Below are 15931 nucleotides of genomic sequence, written 5' to 3'. Positions count from 1 at the left end.
GGGCGTCCGGTGCCGGGGCAGGATGGGCCCATGGCAGCAACGGCAGAGATCCCGCTGACGGGCGGCAGCGCCGACGGGCAGACGGTCAGGGTGGAGCTCGACAGCAACGGCCGACCGCCGCTGACCCACCACCACCTCGGCGGGCACGGGCTGGCCGAGGCCGAGATCTACGAGTTGGAGTCGACCGTCGGCGGGGATCAGGGGTGGCTCTACCGCTGGCGGGGGCCAGCCGTCTGACCGCCGACCGCCACCGCGGCGGTGGTGGGGTCAGGACGCCCCGACGCGCTTCACTCCACCCGGCGCAGGTCAGGCCGCCCCGGCGCGGGTCAGGGTCCGCGACCGCAGGCTCTCCAGCACCGCGCCCGTGACCTGGGAGGTCCCCCGGGCCTGGTCGCAGACCTCCGCCACCCGGCGGGCGGTCTCCGCGGCCCGCGCGTGCCGTTCGTCCCACAGGCGGTCGACCTCGGCCAGCAGCGGCCCCTCGACCTCGCGTTCCACGCCGCGCAGGGCGGGCACGCCGAGCCGCTGGGCGAGGTCGAAGACCTTCCCGGCGTACGGCAGGGGCAGGAACGGGGTGCCGACCATCGCCGAGAAGATCAGGAAGTGCAGTCGCATGCCGACGGCGAGGTCGAAGTGCCGCATCAGCCCCAGCACCTGCCGGGGCGAGTAGTCGCCGTGCAGGATGCGGCCCCGGTCGGCGGCGGTCATGTGCGACATCACGCCGTGCGAGTGCCGGATGTCGTCGCGTTCCATCGGCACGAAGAGCACGTGCGCGTCGATCCGGTGGATGAGGAAGTCGGCGATCTGCGCGATCAGCCGGTGGTAGCCGTCGACGTCGAGCCGCTCGGCGGCCCGGCCCGGCTCCCGCACGCTGAGCCCCACCAGCCGCTTGCCGTTCGGCACGCCCTCCTCGCGCAGCAGGTGCGCGGGGAACTCCTCCGGCTCCAGCAGGAACGCGGGGTCGGCGGTCACCGTGATCGGGTTGAGCAGCCCGGCCTCCTCCAGCACCATCCGGGACTCCTGGTCCCGCACGGTGACCTCGGTGGCGCCGGCCAGGGTCTCCCGCACCATGCCGGTGTCCACCCCGTCGCTGAGCGGGCCCACCCCGACCGCGTACGTGAGCAGGGGCAGCCCCCGCTCCTGGGCGACCCGCACGACGCGCAGGTAGCGGCGGGCCTCCCGGTCGTACAGGATGCCGCCGCCGCCGAGGATCAGCAGGTCCAGCTCGGCCAGCACCTCGGCCGAGTCGACCCGGCTCACCCCCTCCCACGGCACGGCCTCGACGTCGGGGTGCGCCTGGGCGGTGTGCGCCGGATTGCGGGAGAAGACGATGATCCGTGCGTCGGGCTCGTGTGAGCGCAGGTCGGCCAGCAGGCCGCTCAGGATCGCCTCGTCGCCGAGGTTGCGACCGCCGTACGAGCCCAGCACGCCGATCGTCGGTGCGGTGCGGTCCCTCATTGGCCTCGCTCCTCCCCGCAGGATGCGCGTTCCGGGTGGGTTTCCCGCTGTTCGCGGGGGCACACGTCCCGGGTCGGGGCGGTCAGCCGGGCGGCGGCAGCGGCTTGACCATCTGCTGGGCGGCGACGCGGAAGCCGAGGCTGTCGTAGAGCCGGATCGCCACGGTGTTGTGCCCGAACACGTTCAGCCCGAGCCGGTCGACGCCCAGCCGGGCGAGTTCGGCCTCGGCGAGCTGGATCATCCGCCGCGCGTGCCCCTGCCCCCGGTGGGCGGGATGCACCTCGATGTTGTGGATCCAGGCCATCGTGGGCCGGTCGGCGTCGGGCAGGGTGGTCCAGATCCAGCCGACCTCCTCGCCGTCGAGCAGGGCCACCCGCAGCAGGACGCCGGGGCTGGCCACCCCGTCGGGCAGCGACCGGCCGATCTGGGCCAGCGCCTCGGCCCGGGCCGCCTCCGGCGACAGTCCCCGGGCTTCGGCGAGGTTCTCGGCGTACGACCGTTCGAGCCCGACCCGCAGGCGGGCGAGCTGGTCGTCGGTCATCGGGGCCAGGGTGAGCGACACGCGACTCCTTCGGTTCTTCGGGACGGCCGGGGGCGCGTCGCCCGTCGCGCCCAGGCGGACGCCGTCAGTCGCGGGCGGCCCCGGTTCGCGGGGCGGCGCCGCCGACGAGGCGGGACACCAGGGCGGAAACCACCTCGTCGACGTCGAAGCCGGCGTCGATCGACGTGGTGAGCAGGTCGAGCAGCAACCCGTCCACCGCATAGTGGAGCAGGGCGATCTCGAACGCGCCACCCGGTAACCCGGCGGCCGCGTGGAACGCGACATCGTCGGCGTACCCCCGGCGGAGCACCTCGGCCAAGCCCCGGCCCAGCTCGGGGTGGCGGGCCGCCTCCAGCCGCAGCTCGATCAGCGCCCGGGTGACGTACGGCTCGCGGGTGGTGCGTTCGACGATGTAGCGGACGTAGTCGGTGGTGAGGTCGATCGACGGGTCGCGGGCGGCGAGCCGGGCGAGGACGGCCTCGTCGGGGGCGTACCGCTCGAAGACCCGCTCGCCGAGCGCGCCGAGCAACGCCTCGCGGGTCGGGAAGTAGTTGGAGGCGGTGCCGGTGGGCACGCCCGCCTCGGCATCGACGGCGCGGTGCGTGAGGCCCCGCGCCCCGGCGGCGGCGAGCACGCGCAGCCCGGCGTCGGCGAGCAGGGCGCGTCGTTGCGGGTTCCGGGCCATGTCGAACACCCTAGCAACAACCACGACAGGTGTAGTACGTTCCAACCACGACAGCAGTAGTGGTTGATGGGAGTCCCCTTGCGCAAGCTCGTGTACTACGTGGCCAGCACCCTCGACGGCTTCATCGCCGCCCCCGACGGGGCCTACGACTTCTTCCCCCTGGAGCCGGACGTGGCCGCCCACCTCACCGCCGGATGGCCGCAGACCTTCCCCACGTTCAGCCACCCGCAGCTCGGCATCGACCGGCCCACCGGCCGCTTCGACGCGGTGCTGATGGGGCGTGCCACCTACGATCCGGCGCTGCGCGTCGGCGTCACCAGCCCGTACGCCCACCTGCGGCAGTACGTCTTCTCCCGGTCGCTGCCGCCGTCGGCCGACCCCGGGCTGGAGGTCGTCGCCGGCGACCCGGTGGCCTTCGTCCGCGAGCTGAAGGGGCGACCCGGGGGCGACATCTGGCTCTGCGGCGGCGGGGACCTCGCCGGGCAGCTCCTGCCCGAGGTGGACGAACTCGTCGTCAAGCTGCACCCGATCGTGGCCGGCAGCGGCATCCCGCTGGCCGCCCGGGGCTTCGCGGCGCACCGGTTCACGCTGACCGCCACGCGGTCGTTCGACAGCGGCCTGATCCTCCTGCACTACGCCGCCGAGCCGGCCCCGTCGTCGGCGCCGACCGGCGCAGCGGACCCGGCGACATCGGGCCGGGCGGGCGTCACTGCGGAGGGCGCGCCGGGGCGGTGAGGAACGGCAGCACGGCGGCCGGCAGCGCGGGCGAGTCGAGCATCTCGTAGTGGGTCAGCCCCGGCAGGACGGCCAGCCGCGACGCGGGACGGTCGCTGCCGTCCCAGCCGGCGTCGCGGTGGCCGCCGCCGAGCAGCCCGAAGAACTCCGCCACGTGGCTGGTCGGGACCGAGTCGGCGTCGGCGAAGACCAGCAGGGTCGGGTTGGCCAGGGCGGCGACCTGCGCCGACCAGTCGTAGTCGCGGCGCAGCAGCTCCCCCGTCTTCGCCCACAGCGCCGGCCAGTCCTGCGGGCGGGGGGCGACCCGGGCGTACAGCTCGTGCGGCGGGGTGCCCCGCATCCGCTCCCCCGCCGCCGCGTCCTGGGCCGCCATCGCGGCCAGCACCTGCGGATACCACCCCCCGCTGCGGCACGGCGCAGAGACCACCACGAGGCGGCGCACCAGCGCGGGATGCTGGATCGCCAGGCGCAGCGCCACCCCGCCGCCCAGCGAATAGCCCAGCACGTCGGCCTCGCCGAGGCCCAGGTGGCGGATCAGCGCGGCGACGTCGTCGGCCATCGACTCGAACCGCAGGGGACGGTCGACGTCGGCGGTGCGGCCGTGCCCCTGGAGGTCGACCGTCACCACCCGCCGCCGGCCGGCGAACGCCGGCAGGAGCGGGGCGAACGACTCCGCCGCGCCGTATCCCCCGTGCAGCAGCACCAGCGGGCGGCCCGAGCCGTGCGCCTCGTGCCACAGCCGCAGGCCGTTGACCTCCGCGTAGCTCACCCCGGGCACCTCCGGCTCCGTCGACCGTCCCGCTTCCGATCCAACCCCAGCGGTACGACGTTCCGGCCCGGAAACTTCTCCGGAGTTTTCTGTTGGCGGCCCGCCCCCTCGCCACTCCCACCGGTGTCAACGCACACACACCCTCGGCCGGATCGCCCGCCGAGCTTCTCTGAGAGGTCGAACAGCATGCGAGAAGGATCGAACCGGAGCCGGTGGACGCGTCGCACGACCGCCGTGGGCGGGGCGGCGCTGAGCGCGCTCGTGCTCGGCCAACTGACCCTCACCGGGCCCGTGGCGGCGGTGCCCGGCCTGAGCATCAGGACGACGACCGGCCCCAGCAACTCCGTCGCGAAGTCGCAGAGCGCGACCTGCCCGACGGGCACCACGGTCATCGGCGGCGGCGGGGCGATCACCGGCTCCGGCCTCGGGCAGGTCGGCATGGACATCATGCTGCCGCTGGCCGGCGGAAGCGCGTACTCGGTGACCGGCCGCGAGGACGAGAACGGCGTCGCCGGCAACTGGGCGGTCACCGCGAGCGCGCTGTGCGCCCCCGCCCCCAGCGGCCTGGTGACCGTCTCCGGCAGCTCCGCGCCCAGCTTCGGCACGTCCAACTGGTTCGAGAAGTCCTGCCCCGCCGGCAAGCACGCCATCGGGGTCGGCGGCGCGGTCGTCGGGGCGTCCAACAGCGAGGTGATCCTGGAGGACCTGCGCATCCAGCAGAACAGTGTCGTGGTGGCCGGCGTCGAGGACGGCACCGGCTTCGCCGGCAGCTGGTGGCTCGACGCCACCGCGATCTGCGCCGATCCGCTCCCCGGCGAGCAGCGCGTCGTCGACGACAGCTCCTACAGCTCCACCGCCGTCCAGTCGGTGGTGGCCACCTGCCCGGCCGGGACCCGGGTGCACGGGGTCGGCGGCGAGATCCTCGGCGGCGAGGGCCAGGTGCGCCTGACCGAGATGCGGGCCACCTCCTCGACCGCGGTGACCGTCCGGGCCATGGAGGACGAGAACGGCTTCAGCAGCAATTGGAAGGTGCGCGCGTACGCGGTCTGCGCGAACTGACCCGGTCACGGCGGGCCGCCGGTCTCACCCCCGGCGGCCCGCGCCGTCGCGGCGGCGGGGCGTAAACCGCTTGCCGTACGGCGGGGGCGCGGCAAGATGACGGTGGAATCGCCGCGTGAATTCGTCCACAAACCGGGGAGCATCAGCAATGGCGGACAAGGCGTATCAGGTCATCGTGCGCGGCAGGTTCGCGCCGCTCGACGCCGGGCAACGGGCCGCGCTGCTCGCCCGCGCCGACGAGCACGACGTGTTCGCGGCGCGGTTCACGGAGGAGGGCACGGTGACCTACGAGCGTTCCCTGCTCGGGTTCACCTTCCGCTGCGTCGTCCGGGCCACGGCGGAGGACGCGGCGGAAGTGGTGACCGGCCGGGCGGAGGCGCTGGCCGCAGCCGCCGTGCGCGGGCTGGGCGCCGACCACGGCGACCTCACGTCGGTGGCGACGGACCTCGACAGCATCAAGGTCCGCCCCCGGGGACGCTGACCGCGACGACAGCGGGCCGGTTGGCGGTCTGAGCCCCGCCCGCCTTACGAGCCCGCCCGATCCGAGGTCACCGGGGCGGTGAAGAACTCGGCGAGCGCGTCGACCAGGTGGCGCGGGGCACGGTTGAGCGCGTCGTGACCCGCGCGCGGCACCACCAGGGTGCGGGCGTGCGGCAGGGCTCCCGCCAGGGCCTCGTTGGTCGGCCGGTAGTAGGGCGGCCCGGCCCCGCCGCAGGCCAGCAGCACCTCGGCGTCGATGCCGGCCCACTGCTCCGGCGGGCCGTCGTGGCGGAAGATCAGCGTCGTCTCGTCGAGAGTGGTGGGCAGCAGCTCGGCCATGGTGCGACCGATGGGCGTACGGATGAACAGCCGGCACATGGCGACCTGCAGGCCCAGCGGCAGGCGCGACGTGGCGGACTGGGTGTTGAGGCCGGCACCGGTGAGAGCCATGGCGCGGGCGAGGTCTCCGGCCCGCGCCGCGTCCCGGGCGGCCGGCAGCCACGCGGCCGGGAACAGGCCGTCGACCTGGACCGCCGCGTCGTAGAGGGCGAGCCGGTCGATCGGCAGGCGCCGCGCGGCGGCGCGCAGGGCGATGAAGCCGCCGCCGCTGTGGCCGATGACGTTGCGGGCCCCGGTGTGGGTCAGCAGCGCCGCGAGATCGTCGATGTCCTGCTCGCCGTCGTAGGGCTCGGCGCGCGCGGCCGCGTCGGCCCGCCCCCGGCGGTTGTAGAGGTGCACAGTGAGACGGTCGGCCAGCCGGATGGCCAGGCGTCGGTAGATCTCGATGGTGACACCGCCGCCGTGCACGACGACGATGCCCGGCCCGGCGCCGATGGAGTGGAGCACGATCTCGGCCCCGTCGGCTGCGGGCACCCGTTGCACGGTCCAACCCTGTTCCATGTCACCCTCCCCTAAACCGCGAACGTCGTTCGCAGTTTAGAGTGTAGCGGTGACCTCATCCCCCGAACCAGTGCGGCCGTCGATCTGGTCCCGCCCGGCTCGGGGCACGCGGGGCCCGGCACCGACGCACACCCGGGACGAGATCGTGGCCGCCGCGATCGCGATGGCGGACGCCGACGGCCTCGGCGCGGTCTCGATGCGGGCCGTCGCCACCGCGCTCGACACCGGCGCCGGATCGCTCTACCGCTACCTGACCTCCCGCGACGACCTGCTCGACCTGATGGCCGACCGGGCGGCGGGAGAGCTGCGCCCCTACCCGGAGGCCACCGGCGACTGGCTGGACGCGATGCTGCGCATCGCCCGCCGGCAACTGGAGTTGTACCGCAGGCACCGGTGGCTGGTGGAGATCCTGCCCCGGCCGACCGCCTTCGGCCCGGAGAGCCTGGCCTTCTTCGACCACTGCCTGGCGGTCCTGCGGCCGGTGCCGGCCGCGACCACCACCAAGTTCGAGGCGATCGCGATGACGACCGGCGTGGTGTCGCTCTTCGCGCGCAGCGAAGTCGCCGGCCCGCCGGCCCGCTTCGACGGGATCGACCTGGCGGCGTTCCCCAACCTGGCCTCCGCCCTCACCGCGCCGCAGGCGCCACCGGCACAGCGCGATCTGTTCGAGGCGACCGTACGCGGCGTCCTACGCGGACTGCTCGGCGACGCCGGGTGAGACCTGCGGGGCAGCCCGGAGGCTGAGCCGGGGCGCAGCGGGCCGCCGGCCCGTCGCCGGCTGGCTTGCCGCGCCATCGATAAAGCCCTATGGTTACTGGAAAGCGCTTTCCGTAACAGGGTGTTCATGATTGAAAGGCGGATCAGATGAGACGCAAAGTCGCTACCCGGTGGCTGGCCTGCGGTGCCACTGCGGTCGCAGGTGCCGTCGCCGCGCTGGCGCTGCAGGTCCCCCACGCCTCGGCCGCCACGAACCTGAGCATCGGTGCCGGCGCCGACGGCTCCAGCAAGGCCAGTGGCACCAGCTATGGCAACGTCATCGACGGCAACACCAGCACCTTCTGGTCGCCGAGCGGCTCGACCGGCACGATCTCGGTCAAGTGGGGCGGCGCCACCACGGTGTCCTCGGCCGTCATCGTGCAGGCCTCGGGCGGCGGCTCGATCAGCGGCTGGCAGCTCACGAACCACGACACGGGCGCCGTCCTGGCCAGCGGCAGCAGCGCCCCGAGCACCATCAACTTCTCCTCGACGTCGCTGAAGAAGCTCTCCTTCGTCATCACCAGCGCGTCCGGCGCCCCGCGGATCGCCGAGTTCGAGACGTACTCCAGCGGCGGGTCGACCCCGACCACCAGCCCCACCAGCGGTCCGACGTCCGGCCCCACCAGCAACCCGGGCGCGCCGACCGGCGCGTGGCCGTCGTCGGCCGGCTCGGTGAGCATCTCGGGCACGGTCAACGTCTCCGGCACCTTCGACGGCGGGATGAAGACCTACTGCTGCATCGGTGACGGTGGGCAGGGCGAGTCGCAGGACCCGATGTTCAAGATCGCCAACGGCGGCACGCTGCAGAACGTCATCCTCGGTTCGCCCGCCGGTGACGGCGTGCACTGCGAGGGCACCTGCACGCTGCGCAACGTGTGGTGGAACGACATCGGTGAGGACGCCGCCACCTTCAAGCAGACCAACGGCGGCACCTCCTACGTCATCGGTGGCGGCGCGCGCAGCGGCAGCGACAAGACCTTCCAGCACAACGGCAACGGCACGGTCAACATCTCCGGCTTCTACCTCAAGGGATCCGGCAAGCTGTACCGCGGCTGCGGCAACTGCACCACCTCGTACACCCGCCACGTGCGTATCGACAACGTCCTCGTCGACGACATCGACATGCTCGCCGGCATCAACAGCAACTGGAACGACACCGCGACGATCACCCGCGTGGTCGTCATCGGCTCGGCCACCATCTGCGGCAAGTACAAGGGCGTGCCCAAGGGCAGCGAACCCAGCTACCTCGGTGAGGGCTGGAACGACGCCAACTGCAAGGTCAACAGGAGTGACGTCACCTTCCGGTAGTCACTGCCGGCGGCCAGGTTCCCGATCTTCGGAGAAGTTTCCGCGCTGGTGGTGATGGGTGGGCGCGGCAGGTTTCGAACCTGCGACCCCTCGCTTGTAAGGCGAGTGCTCTCCCACTGAGCTACGCGCCCCGAACGCCCGCGCGGCGGGCCGGAGTCCGGCAAGCTTACCCTGCCGACTAACGCCACGGGCACACCGGCCCGCCGCGCCGGTGTGCCCGTGGTGGGATCAGGCGGCGACCGCGTCGGCCAGCGCCTTGCGCCAGCCCTGCTGGTCGCGCGCCTCGCCCGGCATGTTCATCTCGGCGAACCGGACGGCGCCGGCCTTGTCGATCACGAACGTGCCCCGGTTGGCGATGCCCGCGACGTCGTTGAAGACGCCGTACGCCTGGGCGACCGCGCCGTGCGGCCAGAAGTCGGCCAGCAGCGGGAACTGGTAGCCCTCCTTCTCGGCCCAGATCTTGTGGGCGTAGACCGAGTCCACGCTCACCGTGAGCACCTGGACGTCGTCGTTGACGTACTCGTTGAGGTTGTCCCGCACCTCGCACAGCTCGCCCTGGCAGATGCCGGTGAAGGCGAGCGGGTAGAAGACCAGCAGCACGGTGCGCTTGCCGCGGAAGTCCGACAACCGGACCTCCTGGTTGTTCTGGTCCTTGAGCACGAAGTCCGGCGCCTCGGCGCCAACCTCGATCGGCATGCGAGCTCCTTGGGTCGATTCTGGAGGTGGCATCAGCCTGCCACACCCGAGGGCCGGGGCCACCGAGTGTGGCCGGCCCCACGGGCGGGGGCAGGTTCGGCTACTTCTTGGCCTTGGCGCCCCGGCGCAGCACGAGACGGGCACCGCTCCAGTCCCGGCCGGCGTTGACCGTGGACGTCTGTTGCAGGCCGGCGGTGGGCGCGGACTCCGCGATCTCGCTCGGCTCGACGTGGCCCTCCCGCCCGGCCTTGGGGGTCAGCAGCCACACGACGCCGTTGTCGGCCAGCGGGCCGAGGGCGTCGACGAGCAGCTCGAAGAGGTCACCGTCGCCGTCGCGGTACCAGACCAGCACCGCGTCGACCACCTCGTCGGTGTCCTCGTCGACCAGCTCTCCACAGCGGTCGGTCAGGGCGTCCCGGAGATCCTGGTCGACGTCCTCGTCGTACCCCATCTCCATGACGACCATCCCCGGCTCGATACCGAACCGGTCCGCCAGGCTGCGTACCCCGTCGGCGGCCTGACCAGCGGTCGCGCTCACTGTCGCGTGCCTCCTCATCTCGTCCCTGCTCGCGGCGTCGCGGTGACGCCGTCAGGCAAAGTCCACACACTCGCGGCCCCCCGCGCAAGTGGCGCACCGGGTGGAACGGAATTTACCGTGCCAGCAGCGTACGGGCACCCTGGGTGATGGCATCCTCGGTGACCAGCACCGCACGCGCTGCCGGACCTAATGGTACAAACGAGTCAACTGAGGCCACCCGGCGTGCCGCACCGACGAACCCGCCGTCGACCAGCGCCGCGAGCACCCCCTCGCCGACCCCGCCGGAGCGGCGGGTCTCGTCCACGACCAGCACCCGGCCGGTCACCGACGCCTCCCGGACGATGTCCGCGACCGGCAGCGGGGCGATCCAGCGCAGGTCGACGACGCGGCTGCCGATCCCCTCGTCGGCGAGGGTGGCGGCGGCGCGCAGCGACATCGGCACCCCGTTACCGAAAGTGACGATCGTGACGTCCTCGGCGGAGCCGACGCCGTACACCCGGGCCCGGCCGACCGGCGCGTGGCCGGCGGCCCACGCGCCCGGCCCGGCGTAGTCGGCCAGCCATTCGCCGTCGCCCTCCGTGTAGAGGTCGCGGGTGTGGTAAAGCGCGATCGGCTCCACCAGCACGCAGACGCTGCCGTCGACGGCCGCGCTCGCCAGGCAGGTACGCACCATCGCGGCGGCGTCGTCCGGCCGCGCCGGCACCGCGATCACCAGCCCGGGCACGTCCCGCAGCACGGCCAGGGAGTTGTCGTTGTGGAAGTGCCCGCCGAAGCCCTCCTGGTACGCCAGCCCCGGCACCCGCACCACCATCGGGTTGCGGAACGCCCCCGAGGAGAAGAACCGCATCGTCGCCGCCTCGCCGCGCAGCTGGTCCTCGGCGTTGTGCAGGTACGCCAGGTACTGGATCTCCGGCACCGGCAGCAGCCCGGCCAGCCCGGCGCCCAGCCCGAGCCCGAGGATCGACGTCTCGTCGAGCAGCGTGTCGAAGACCCGGGCCGCGCCGTACCGGTCGCGCAGGCCCTTCGTCACCCCGTACACCCCGCCCCTGGCGGCGACGTCCTCGCCGAAGACGACCATCCCGGGGTGGTCGAGCATGCCGTCGGCGAGGGCGGCGTTGATGGTCTGCGCCAGGGTGAGCGGGCCGGCCGCCTCGGGCAGCCGGCCGCCGAACACGTCCGCGCGGGCCGCCGCGCCGGGCCCGCCGGCCCGGGTCGCCGCGTCGGCGACCGCGCGGGCCACCCGGGCCGGGCGGCGGGGCGCGGTCTCGGCGACCACCTCGGCCGCGGAGGCGAGTTTCGGTTCGCCGAGCACCTCCTCGGCGATGCGGCGTACCTGCCAGCCGCGCTCGTCGTAGCGGGCCAGCAGCTCGTCGGTCGTGGCGACGCCCGCCGCCACGAGCAGCCGGGCGGTGGCCAGCAGCGGGTCCCGGTCCAGGTCCGCGGCGATCTCGCCGGAGCTGCGGTACGCGGCCTCGGCGTCCGCGCCGGCGTGCCCCATCAGCCGTACGGTGCTCAGGTGCAGCACGGCCGGCCGCCGGTGCCGGCGCACCCAGCCGGCCGCCTCCACGGCCGCCTCGTACGCCTGCACGGGGTCGGTGCCGTCGGCGGAGAAGTAGCGGATGCCCGGCTTGGACCGCAGGGTCGCCTCCACCCAGCCCTTCGGGGACCGGACGCTGATGCCGAGCCCGTTGTCCTCGCAGACGAAGAGCACCGGGATGCGCAGGCCGGTGTGGTCGTACCAGCCGGCGGTGTTGAACGCGGCGGTGGCGCTGGCGTGGTTGACCGAGGCGTCGCCGAACGAGCAGACCACGATGGCGTCCGGCGGCCACGGAGAGCGGGGCGGCTGCCCGACGTCGCCGAGCGGGTCCGCACCGGCTCGCCGCCCGGCCGGATCGCGGCGGCGCAGCCGTTCCAGGGCCAGCCCCGCGCCGACCGCCCGGGGCAGGTGCGAGGCGATGGTGGAGGTGGTCGGGACGATCGCGAGATCGGCCCGGCCGAAGACCTTGTGCCGGCCCCCGGCGATCGGCTCCCAGGCCGAGGCGACCATCCCGCGCAGCACGTCCCGGGCGGCACCGGCGTACGCGTCCGCCCGCCCGGCCGCACCGTCGCGGCCCGCCGCCGGCCCGCCGGCCGTGCCGTCCGCGGCCTCGCCACCTGTCCCCGCCTCCGCCCCGGCCTCGACCTCGGCCGGGGTCCCGGCCGCGGGCGGCGTTCCCTCCGCGTCGGACGGCGTGGGTTCCGCCTCGGGCCCCGCGGGTGCCGCCTCGGGCGGCGCGGCCTGCGCCCCGGGCGTCGACGCGTCGGTCTCCCCCTCCGGCCCGGGGAAGGCGACCTCCCCGGCGGCCTGGGCGGCGCGGAGGCAGTAGAACGCGCCCGAACGGTAGTGCAGCAGAGCCGGGTCGCCGGGGCGCAGCGCGGCGGCGACCGCGGCGTTGCCCTCGTGGCCGGCGGAGCCGATGGTGTAGAAGCCCTCGCCGAAGCTGCGCAGCCACCGCCCGGCGAGGTCCAGCTGCCGGCTGGTGACCTGGGCGTCGAAGAGGTCCAGCAGTTGCGCCCCGGTCAGCGGCGCGCCGTCGTGGACCCGCTCGGCCGGGTCACGTCGCCGGGGCGCGGCGGCGAGCCCGGCGAGGGCCTCCCGGAACCGGTCGTCGAGATCTTGCGGGGTGGTCACGTCCGACAGCATTACCGACGCGGCGGCCCGTCGCCCACTCAGACACGTCCGCCCGGGGCGGGTCACCGTCGCCGCCGGCCCCGGCGGCGCGTCACCGCGGGGCGCGCTCCCCTGGGCAGTCGCCGTCGGCGACCTTCCACATCAGCTCGTGCAGGGTGGCCAGCTCAGCGTCGCTGAGCCCGGCGAGGAGTCGGGAGTCCGACATCACCCGCTCGACGCGGTCGCGCATCCGCCGGCCCGCCTCGGTGACCACGAGGGTCTTCTGCCGCCGGTCGGTCGGGTCGGCCCGGCGCTCCACGAGGCCCGCCTGCTCCAGCTTGTCGACCAGGGTGGTGACGTTGGAACGGTCGCAGCGCAGCTGGTCGGCCAGGGTGCGGGCCGGCAGCGGGCGGTCCGGGTCCAGCACGTGCAGCGCCCGGGCGACGGCCGGGGTCAGGCCCAGCCCGGCCACCCCGGCCTCCTGCCGGTGCCGGATGGCCGAGGCGACGTGCATGATCCGGCGTACGGCGGCACCGGCCAGGTCGACGCGGCCACCCGAGGGAGGCCCCGCCTCGGTGGGGATGCGCTGCGCCATGCCGCAATCGTACGCCCAGCGCAACTGTTGACCACCTCCATCAGTTTGGCCGCCCGACCGCCCGGCGGGTGTTAACAGGGGGCCCTTGTTCGACAAAAGGCGATAACAAGGGGCCCTTCCTTTCACCTCACGGCCATCGGCGGGCGCGACGCTCCCCGGAGTCGAACAACACGGACTCTGGGGAGGAAACCGTGACACTGTCCCGACGTACGATCCTGCTCTCCGGCGCGGCGGTCGGCGCGGTGGCCGGGCTGCCCGTGGCGGCCGGCGCGGCGGCGGCCCGCCCGCTGCGGCAGGACCCGTTCACCCTCGGGGTGGCCTCCGGCGACCCGGACCACGAGGGTTTCGTGCTGTGGACGCGGCTGGCCCCGCAGCCCCTCGCGGAGGACGGCCTGGGCGGCATGCCGGCGCGACCGGTGGCGGTGACCTGGGAGGTCGCCGCCGACGAGGGGCTGCGGCACGTGGTGCGGCGCGGCGTGGCGCAGGCCCGACCCGAGTCGGCGCACAGCGTGCACGTGGAGCTGGGCGGGCTGCTGCCGGGCCGGGAGTACTTCTACCGGTTCCGGGCCGAGGGGTACGCGTCCCCGGTCGGGCGCACCCGCACCGCGCCGGCGCCGGGGACCCTGCCGTCGGCCCTGGCGATGGGCTTCGTCTCCTGCTCACAGTACGAGCACGGATACTTCACCGCGTACCGGCGGCTGGCCGAGACCGAGCCGGAGCTGATCCTGCACCTGGGCGACTACCAGTACGAGTACGAGAAGGGCACGTACACGGTGCCGGGCGGGAACCCGCGCGACCACGAGGGCCCGGAGACCCGGACGCTGGCGAACTACCGGCAGCGGCACGCCCAGTACAAGACCGACACCGACCTGCAGGCGGCGCACGCGGTGGCCCCCTGGGTGGTGGTCTTCGACGACCACGAGGTGGAGAACAACTGGGCCGACGAGGTGCCGGAGGCCCCCGACCCGGACTTCCTCGCCCGGCGGGCGGCGGCGTTCCAGGCGTACTACGAGAACATGCCGCTGCGGCGGACCTCGCTGCCGCGCGGCATCGACATGCAGTTGTACCGGCGGGTGCGCTGGGGCCGGCTGGCCACGTTCCACATGCTCGACACCCGGCAGTACCGCGACGACCAGGCGTGCGGCGACGGATACAAGGAGTGCGCCGCGGCGGCAGACCCGGCCCGGTCGATCACGGGGGCGGAGCAGGAGGCGTGGCTGCTCGACGGGTTCCGCCGCTCCGACGCGCGCTGGGACATCCTGGGCCAGCAGGTCTTCTTCGCGCAGCGGGACAACAACTCGGGGCCGCTCACGGTCACCAGCATGGACGCCTGGGACGGGTACGTGGCCTCCCGGGACCGGATCACCCGGGGCTGGCTGGCCGCCGGGGTGCGCAACCCGGTGGTGCTCACCGGCGACGTGCACGCCCACTGGGCCAGCGACCTCAAGCTCGACTACGCCGACCCCACGTCGCGCACGGTCGGCAGCGAGCTGGTCTGCTCCTCGGTCACGTCGACCGGCGACGGCGCGGACTCGCCGACGGGCTCCCACCCGTGGTTCGCGTTCAACCCGCACCTGCGCTTCCAGAACAACCTCCGGGGGTACGTCCGCACGACGATCACCCCGGCGCAGCTGGCGGCCGACTTCGACGTGGTGCCGTACGTGAGCCGGCCGGACGCCCCGGCGTACACCCGGGCGACGTTCGTGATCGAGGACCGGGTGCCGGGCCTGCACCAGACGTACGACCGGCCGCCGGCACCGGGCGCGCGCACCGCCCCGGGGGACGGGGCGGACCTGGGCCGGCAGACGGTGGAGGCGGAGACCCTGCGGCCCTGACCGGGCGGTCAGCGGCCGCGCCGGCGCGCGGTCAGCCGGGCAGGAACGAGAAGCGGACCTTGCGGGTGGGGTTGTCGCCGTTGGTGTCGACCAGGCAGATGGACTGCCAGGTGCCGAGCGCGAGCCGCCCGTCGATCACCGGCAGGGTCGCGTACGGCGGGACGAGGCCGGGCAGCACGTGGTCGCGCCCGTGGCCGGGCGAGCCGTGCCGGTGCCGCCAGCGGTCGTCGGTGGGCAGCAGGTCGTCCAGCGCCCGGAGCAGGTCGTCGTCGGAGCCGGCCCCGGTCTCGATGACGGCGAGCCCGGCGGTGGCGTGCGGCACGAAGACGTGCAGCAGGCCGTCGCCGGCGCCGGAGACGAACCGTTCCGCCTCGGCGGTGATGTCCCGGACGGTCGGTCGGGAGCCGGTCTGGACGGTGATCACCTCGGTGCGCATACGGCGCATTCTGCCGCCGGAACCCGGGGCCTGTCAGCCGGGACCCGGGTCGCGGCCGGGCTTCCGTCAGCCGGGAGCCGGCCGGGCCTGCCTCAGCCGGGACCCGGGTCGCCGGACCAGCCGGTGCCGGCGTCGCCGGCGTGGAAGTCGGCACCGGGCTGGCCCGCGCCCGCGCCGTACGCGCCGGAGCCGTACGAGGCGGCGGGGTCGCCGGTGGTGGTGGCGTAGCCGTAGCGGGCGCTCCGGCCGCCGGTGCGGTTGAGCAGCACCAGGCCCGCGGCGAGCAGGGCCAGGCCGAGCAGCCCCACGGGGGCGGCGTCGAGTCGGCCGCCGGCGAGGCCGAGCACCGACAGCAGCAGGGTGAGCGCTCCGGCCAGCACGAGTGCGCTCGCCACGGCTCGCAGCATCGTCATGGGTCGACGGTAGGAGATGGCCGCAAGCAGCCATAAGTTACCGACGGGTACCTGTGTTGAGCGTCGCGTCTGGGGGA

The 15931-nt window shown here is 73.9% G+C and carries 18 protein-coding genes and 1 tRNA gene; 7 read left to right on the top strand and 12 right to left on the bottom strand.

The genetic code is table 11. The features are described 5' to 3' along the window. Positions 1–30: 30 nt before the first annotated feature. Positions 31–237, top strand: coding sequence for a hypothetical protein (locus tag LPA42_RS25405; protein ID WP_043966998.1), 207 nt, complete (start codon positions 31–33; stop codon positions 235–237). 69 nt (positions 238–306) lie between these two features. Here LPA42_RS25405 and LPA42_RS25400 read toward each other — a convergent pair whose 3' ends face one another. The 3 genes from LPA42_RS25400 to LPA42_RS25390 all read right to left on the bottom strand — a co-directional run bounded on the left by LPA42_RS25400 (position 307) and on the right by LPA42_RS25390 (position 2684). After that, complete coding sequence (locus tag LPA42_RS25400; RefSeq protein WP_077938897.1) at positions 307–1458, bottom strand: polysaccharide pyruvyl transferase family protein; 1152 nt, start codon at positions 1456–1458, stop codon at positions 307–309. 82 nt (positions 1459–1540) lie between these two features. Then, positions 1541–2020, bottom strand: a complete 480-nt coding sequence (locus LPA42_RS25395; RefSeq protein ID WP_077938896.1) for an N-acetyltransferase — start codon at positions 2018–2020, stop codon at positions 1541–1543. Positions 2021–2084: 64 nt separating this feature from the next. Continuing rightward, entirely contained in the window at positions 2085–2684 is a 600-nt protein-coding gene (locus LPA42_RS25390) for a TetR/AcrR family transcriptional regulator (protein WP_077938902.1), read from the bottom strand. 66 nt (positions 2685–2750) lie between these two features. Here LPA42_RS25390 and LPA42_RS25385 point away from each other — a divergent pair, with 66 nt between their 5' ends. Then, positions 2751–3419: a dihydrofolate reductase family protein gene (locus tag LPA42_RS25385; protein ID WP_077938895.1), complete on the top strand. Its 669-nt coding sequence runs from the start codon at positions 2751–2753 to the stop codon at positions 3417–3419. Here the strand turns inward: LPA42_RS25385 and LPA42_RS25380 are convergent. Further along, positions 3391–4188, bottom strand: coding sequence for an alpha/beta fold hydrolase (locus tag LPA42_RS25380; protein ID WP_077938894.1), 798 nt, complete (start codon positions 4186–4188; stop codon positions 3391–3393). The two genes, LPA42_RS25385 and LPA42_RS25380, sit on opposite strands and share 29 nt — an antisense overlap. 186 nt (positions 4189–4374) lie before the next feature. On the opposite strand from LPA42_RS25380, the gene LPA42_RS25375 reads away from it, so the two are divergent. Together LPA42_RS25375 and LPA42_RS25370 are read left to right on the top strand one after the other, a co-directional pair. Then, complete coding sequence (locus LPA42_RS25375) at positions 4375–5247, top strand: hypothetical protein (protein WP_144082712.1); 873 nt, start codon at positions 4375–4377, stop codon at positions 5245–5247. 148 nt (positions 5248–5395) lie between these two features. Beyond that, positions 5396–5728 (top strand): DUF6204 family protein, encoded by a 333-nt coding sequence (locus LPA42_RS25370; protein ID WP_077938892.1) that lies wholly within the window; start codon positions 5396–5398, stop codon positions 5726–5728. Positions 5729–5772: 44 nt separating this feature from the next. Here LPA42_RS25370 and LPA42_RS25365 read toward each other — a convergent pair whose 3' ends face one another. Next, positions 5773–6627 (bottom strand): alpha/beta fold hydrolase, encoded by an 855-nt coding sequence (locus tag LPA42_RS25365; RefSeq protein WP_077938891.1) that lies wholly within the window; start codon positions 6625–6627, stop codon positions 5773–5775. A 49-nt stretch (positions 6628–6676) separates the two neighbouring features. Here LPA42_RS25365 and LPA42_RS25360 point away from each other — a divergent pair, with 49 nt between their 5' ends. Next, entirely contained in the window at positions 6677–7345 is a 669-nt protein-coding gene (locus LPA42_RS25360; protein WP_077938890.1) for a TetR/AcrR family transcriptional regulator, read from the top strand. 146 nt (positions 7346–7491) lie between these two features. Continuing rightward, complete coding sequence (locus LPA42_RS25355) at positions 7492–8691, top strand: pectate lyase (RefSeq protein ID WP_077938889.1); 1200 nt, start codon at positions 7492–7494, stop codon at positions 8689–8691. A gap of 59 nt (positions 8692–8750) precedes the next feature. Here the strand turns inward: LPA42_RS25355 and LPA42_RS25350 are convergent. The 5 genes from LPA42_RS25350 to LPA42_RS25330 form a co-directional block, all read right to left on the bottom strand. Continuing rightward, positions 8751–8822: transfer RNA gene (locus tag LPA42_RS25350), tRNA-Val, on the bottom strand. Positions 8823–8919: 97 nt separating this feature from the next. Further along, positions 8920–9387: a peroxiredoxin gene (locus LPA42_RS25345; RefSeq protein WP_077938888.1), complete on the bottom strand. Its 468-nt coding sequence runs from the start codon at positions 9385–9387 to the stop codon at positions 8920–8922. A gap of 100 nt (positions 9388–9487) precedes the next feature. Then, positions 9488–9925 carry a DUF3052 domain-containing protein gene (locus LPA42_RS25340; protein ID WP_043966983.1) on the bottom strand — a complete coding sequence of 146 codons (438 nt, stop codon included), beginning with the start codon at positions 9923–9925 and terminating at the stop codon, positions 9488–9490. Positions 9926–10037: 112 nt separating this feature from the next. Further along, positions 10038–12608 (bottom strand): transketolase C-terminal domain-containing protein, encoded by a 2571-nt coding sequence (locus LPA42_RS25335; RefSeq protein WP_077938887.1) that lies wholly within the window; start codon positions 12606–12608, stop codon positions 10038–10040. A gap of 79 nt (positions 12609–12687) precedes the next feature. Then, the gene (locus tag LPA42_RS25330; RefSeq protein ID WP_077938886.1) at positions 12688–13170 is read right to left on the bottom strand and encodes a MarR family winged helix-turn-helix transcriptional regulator; all 483 of its coding nucleotides are present in this window, start codon (positions 13168–13170) and stop codon (positions 12688–12690) included. Positions 13171–13361: 191 nt separating this feature from the next. Between LPA42_RS25330 and LPA42_RS25325 the strand changes: the two genes are divergently transcribed. After that, on the top strand, positions 13362–15005 hold the full coding sequence (locus tag LPA42_RS25325) for an alkaline phosphatase (RefSeq protein ID WP_077938885.1): 1644 nt from the start codon (positions 13362–13364) through the stop codon (positions 15003–15005). A gap of 31 nt (positions 15006–15036) precedes the next feature. Here LPA42_RS25325 and LPA42_RS25320 read toward each other — a convergent pair whose 3' ends face one another. Next, entirely contained in the window at positions 15037–15441 is a 405-nt protein-coding gene (locus LPA42_RS25320; protein WP_176734070.1) for a secondary thiamine-phosphate synthase enzyme YjbQ, read from the bottom strand. A gap of 92 nt (positions 15442–15533) precedes the next feature. After that, positions 15534–15854, bottom strand: a complete 321-nt coding sequence (locus LPA42_RS25315; protein ID WP_077938883.1) for a hypothetical protein — start codon at positions 15852–15854, stop codon at positions 15534–15536. Positions 15855–15931: the final 77 nt, after the last annotated feature.

Origin of the sequence: Micromonospora sp. DH13 (assembly GCF_020873825.1) — a bacterium.
Taxonomy (GTDB): Bacteria; Actinomycetota; Actinomycetes; order Mycobacteriales; family Micromonosporaceae; genus Micromonospora; species Micromonospora haikouensis.
Note: the sequence above shows the minus strand (reverse complement) of the source record. Positions and strands in the feature narration are given on the sequence as shown.

What these genes read in the sequence shown, in the direction of transcription:
- LPA42_RS25320 (WP_176734070.1), bottom strand. Translation starts at nt 15,441, where the DNA reads ATGCGCACCGAGGTGATCACCGTCCAGACCGGCTCCCGACCGACCGTC.
- LPA42_RS25335 (WP_077938887.1), bottom strand. Translation starts at nt 12,608, where the DNA reads ATGCTGTCGGACGTGACCACCCCGCAAGATCTCGACGACCGGTTCCGG.
- LPA42_RS25400 (WP_077938897.1), bottom strand. Translation starts at nt 1,458, where the DNA reads ATGAGGGACCGCACCGCACCGACGATCGGCGTGCTGGGCTCGTACGGC.
- LPA42_RS25370 (WP_077938892.1), top strand. Translation starts at nt 5,396, where the DNA reads ATGGCGGACAAGGCGTATCAGGTCATCGTGCGCGGCAGGTTCGCGCCG.
- LPA42_RS25345 (WP_077938888.1), bottom strand. Translation starts at nt 9,387, where the DNA reads ATGCCGATCGAGGTTGGCGCCGAGGCGCCGGACTTCGTGCTCAAGGAC.
- LPA42_RS25405 (WP_043966998.1), top strand. Translation starts at nt 31, where the DNA reads ATGGCAGCAACGGCAGAGATCCCGCTGACGGGCGGCAGCGCCGACGGG.
- LPA42_RS25365 (WP_077938891.1), bottom strand. Translation starts at nt 6,627, where the DNA reads ATGGAACAGGGTTGGACCGTGCAACGGGTGCCCGCAGCCGACGGGGCC.
- LPA42_RS25315 (WP_077938883.1), bottom strand. Translation starts at nt 15,854, where the DNA reads ATGACGATGCTGCGAGCCGTGGCGAGCGCACTCGTGCTGGCCGGAGCG.
- LPA42_RS25390 (WP_077938902.1), bottom strand. Translation starts at nt 2,684, where the DNA reads ATGGCCCGGAACCCGCAACGACGCGCCCTGCTCGCCGACGCCGGGCTG.
- LPA42_RS25375 (WP_144082712.1), top strand. Translation starts at nt 4,375, where the DNA reads ATGCGAGAAGGATCGAACCGGAGCCGGTGGACGCGTCGCACGACCGCC.
- LPA42_RS25330 (WP_077938886.1), bottom strand. Translation starts at nt 13,170, where the DNA reads ATGGCGCAGCGCATCCCCACCGAGGCGGGGCCTCCCTCGGGTGGCCGC.
- LPA42_RS25385 (WP_077938895.1), top strand. Translation starts at nt 2,751, where the DNA reads ATGGGAGTCCCCTTGCGCAAGCTCGTGTACTACGTGGCCAGCACCCTC.
- LPA42_RS25355 (WP_077938889.1), top strand. Translation starts at nt 7,492, where the DNA reads ATGAGACGCAAAGTCGCTACCCGGTGGCTGGCCTGCGGTGCCACTGCG.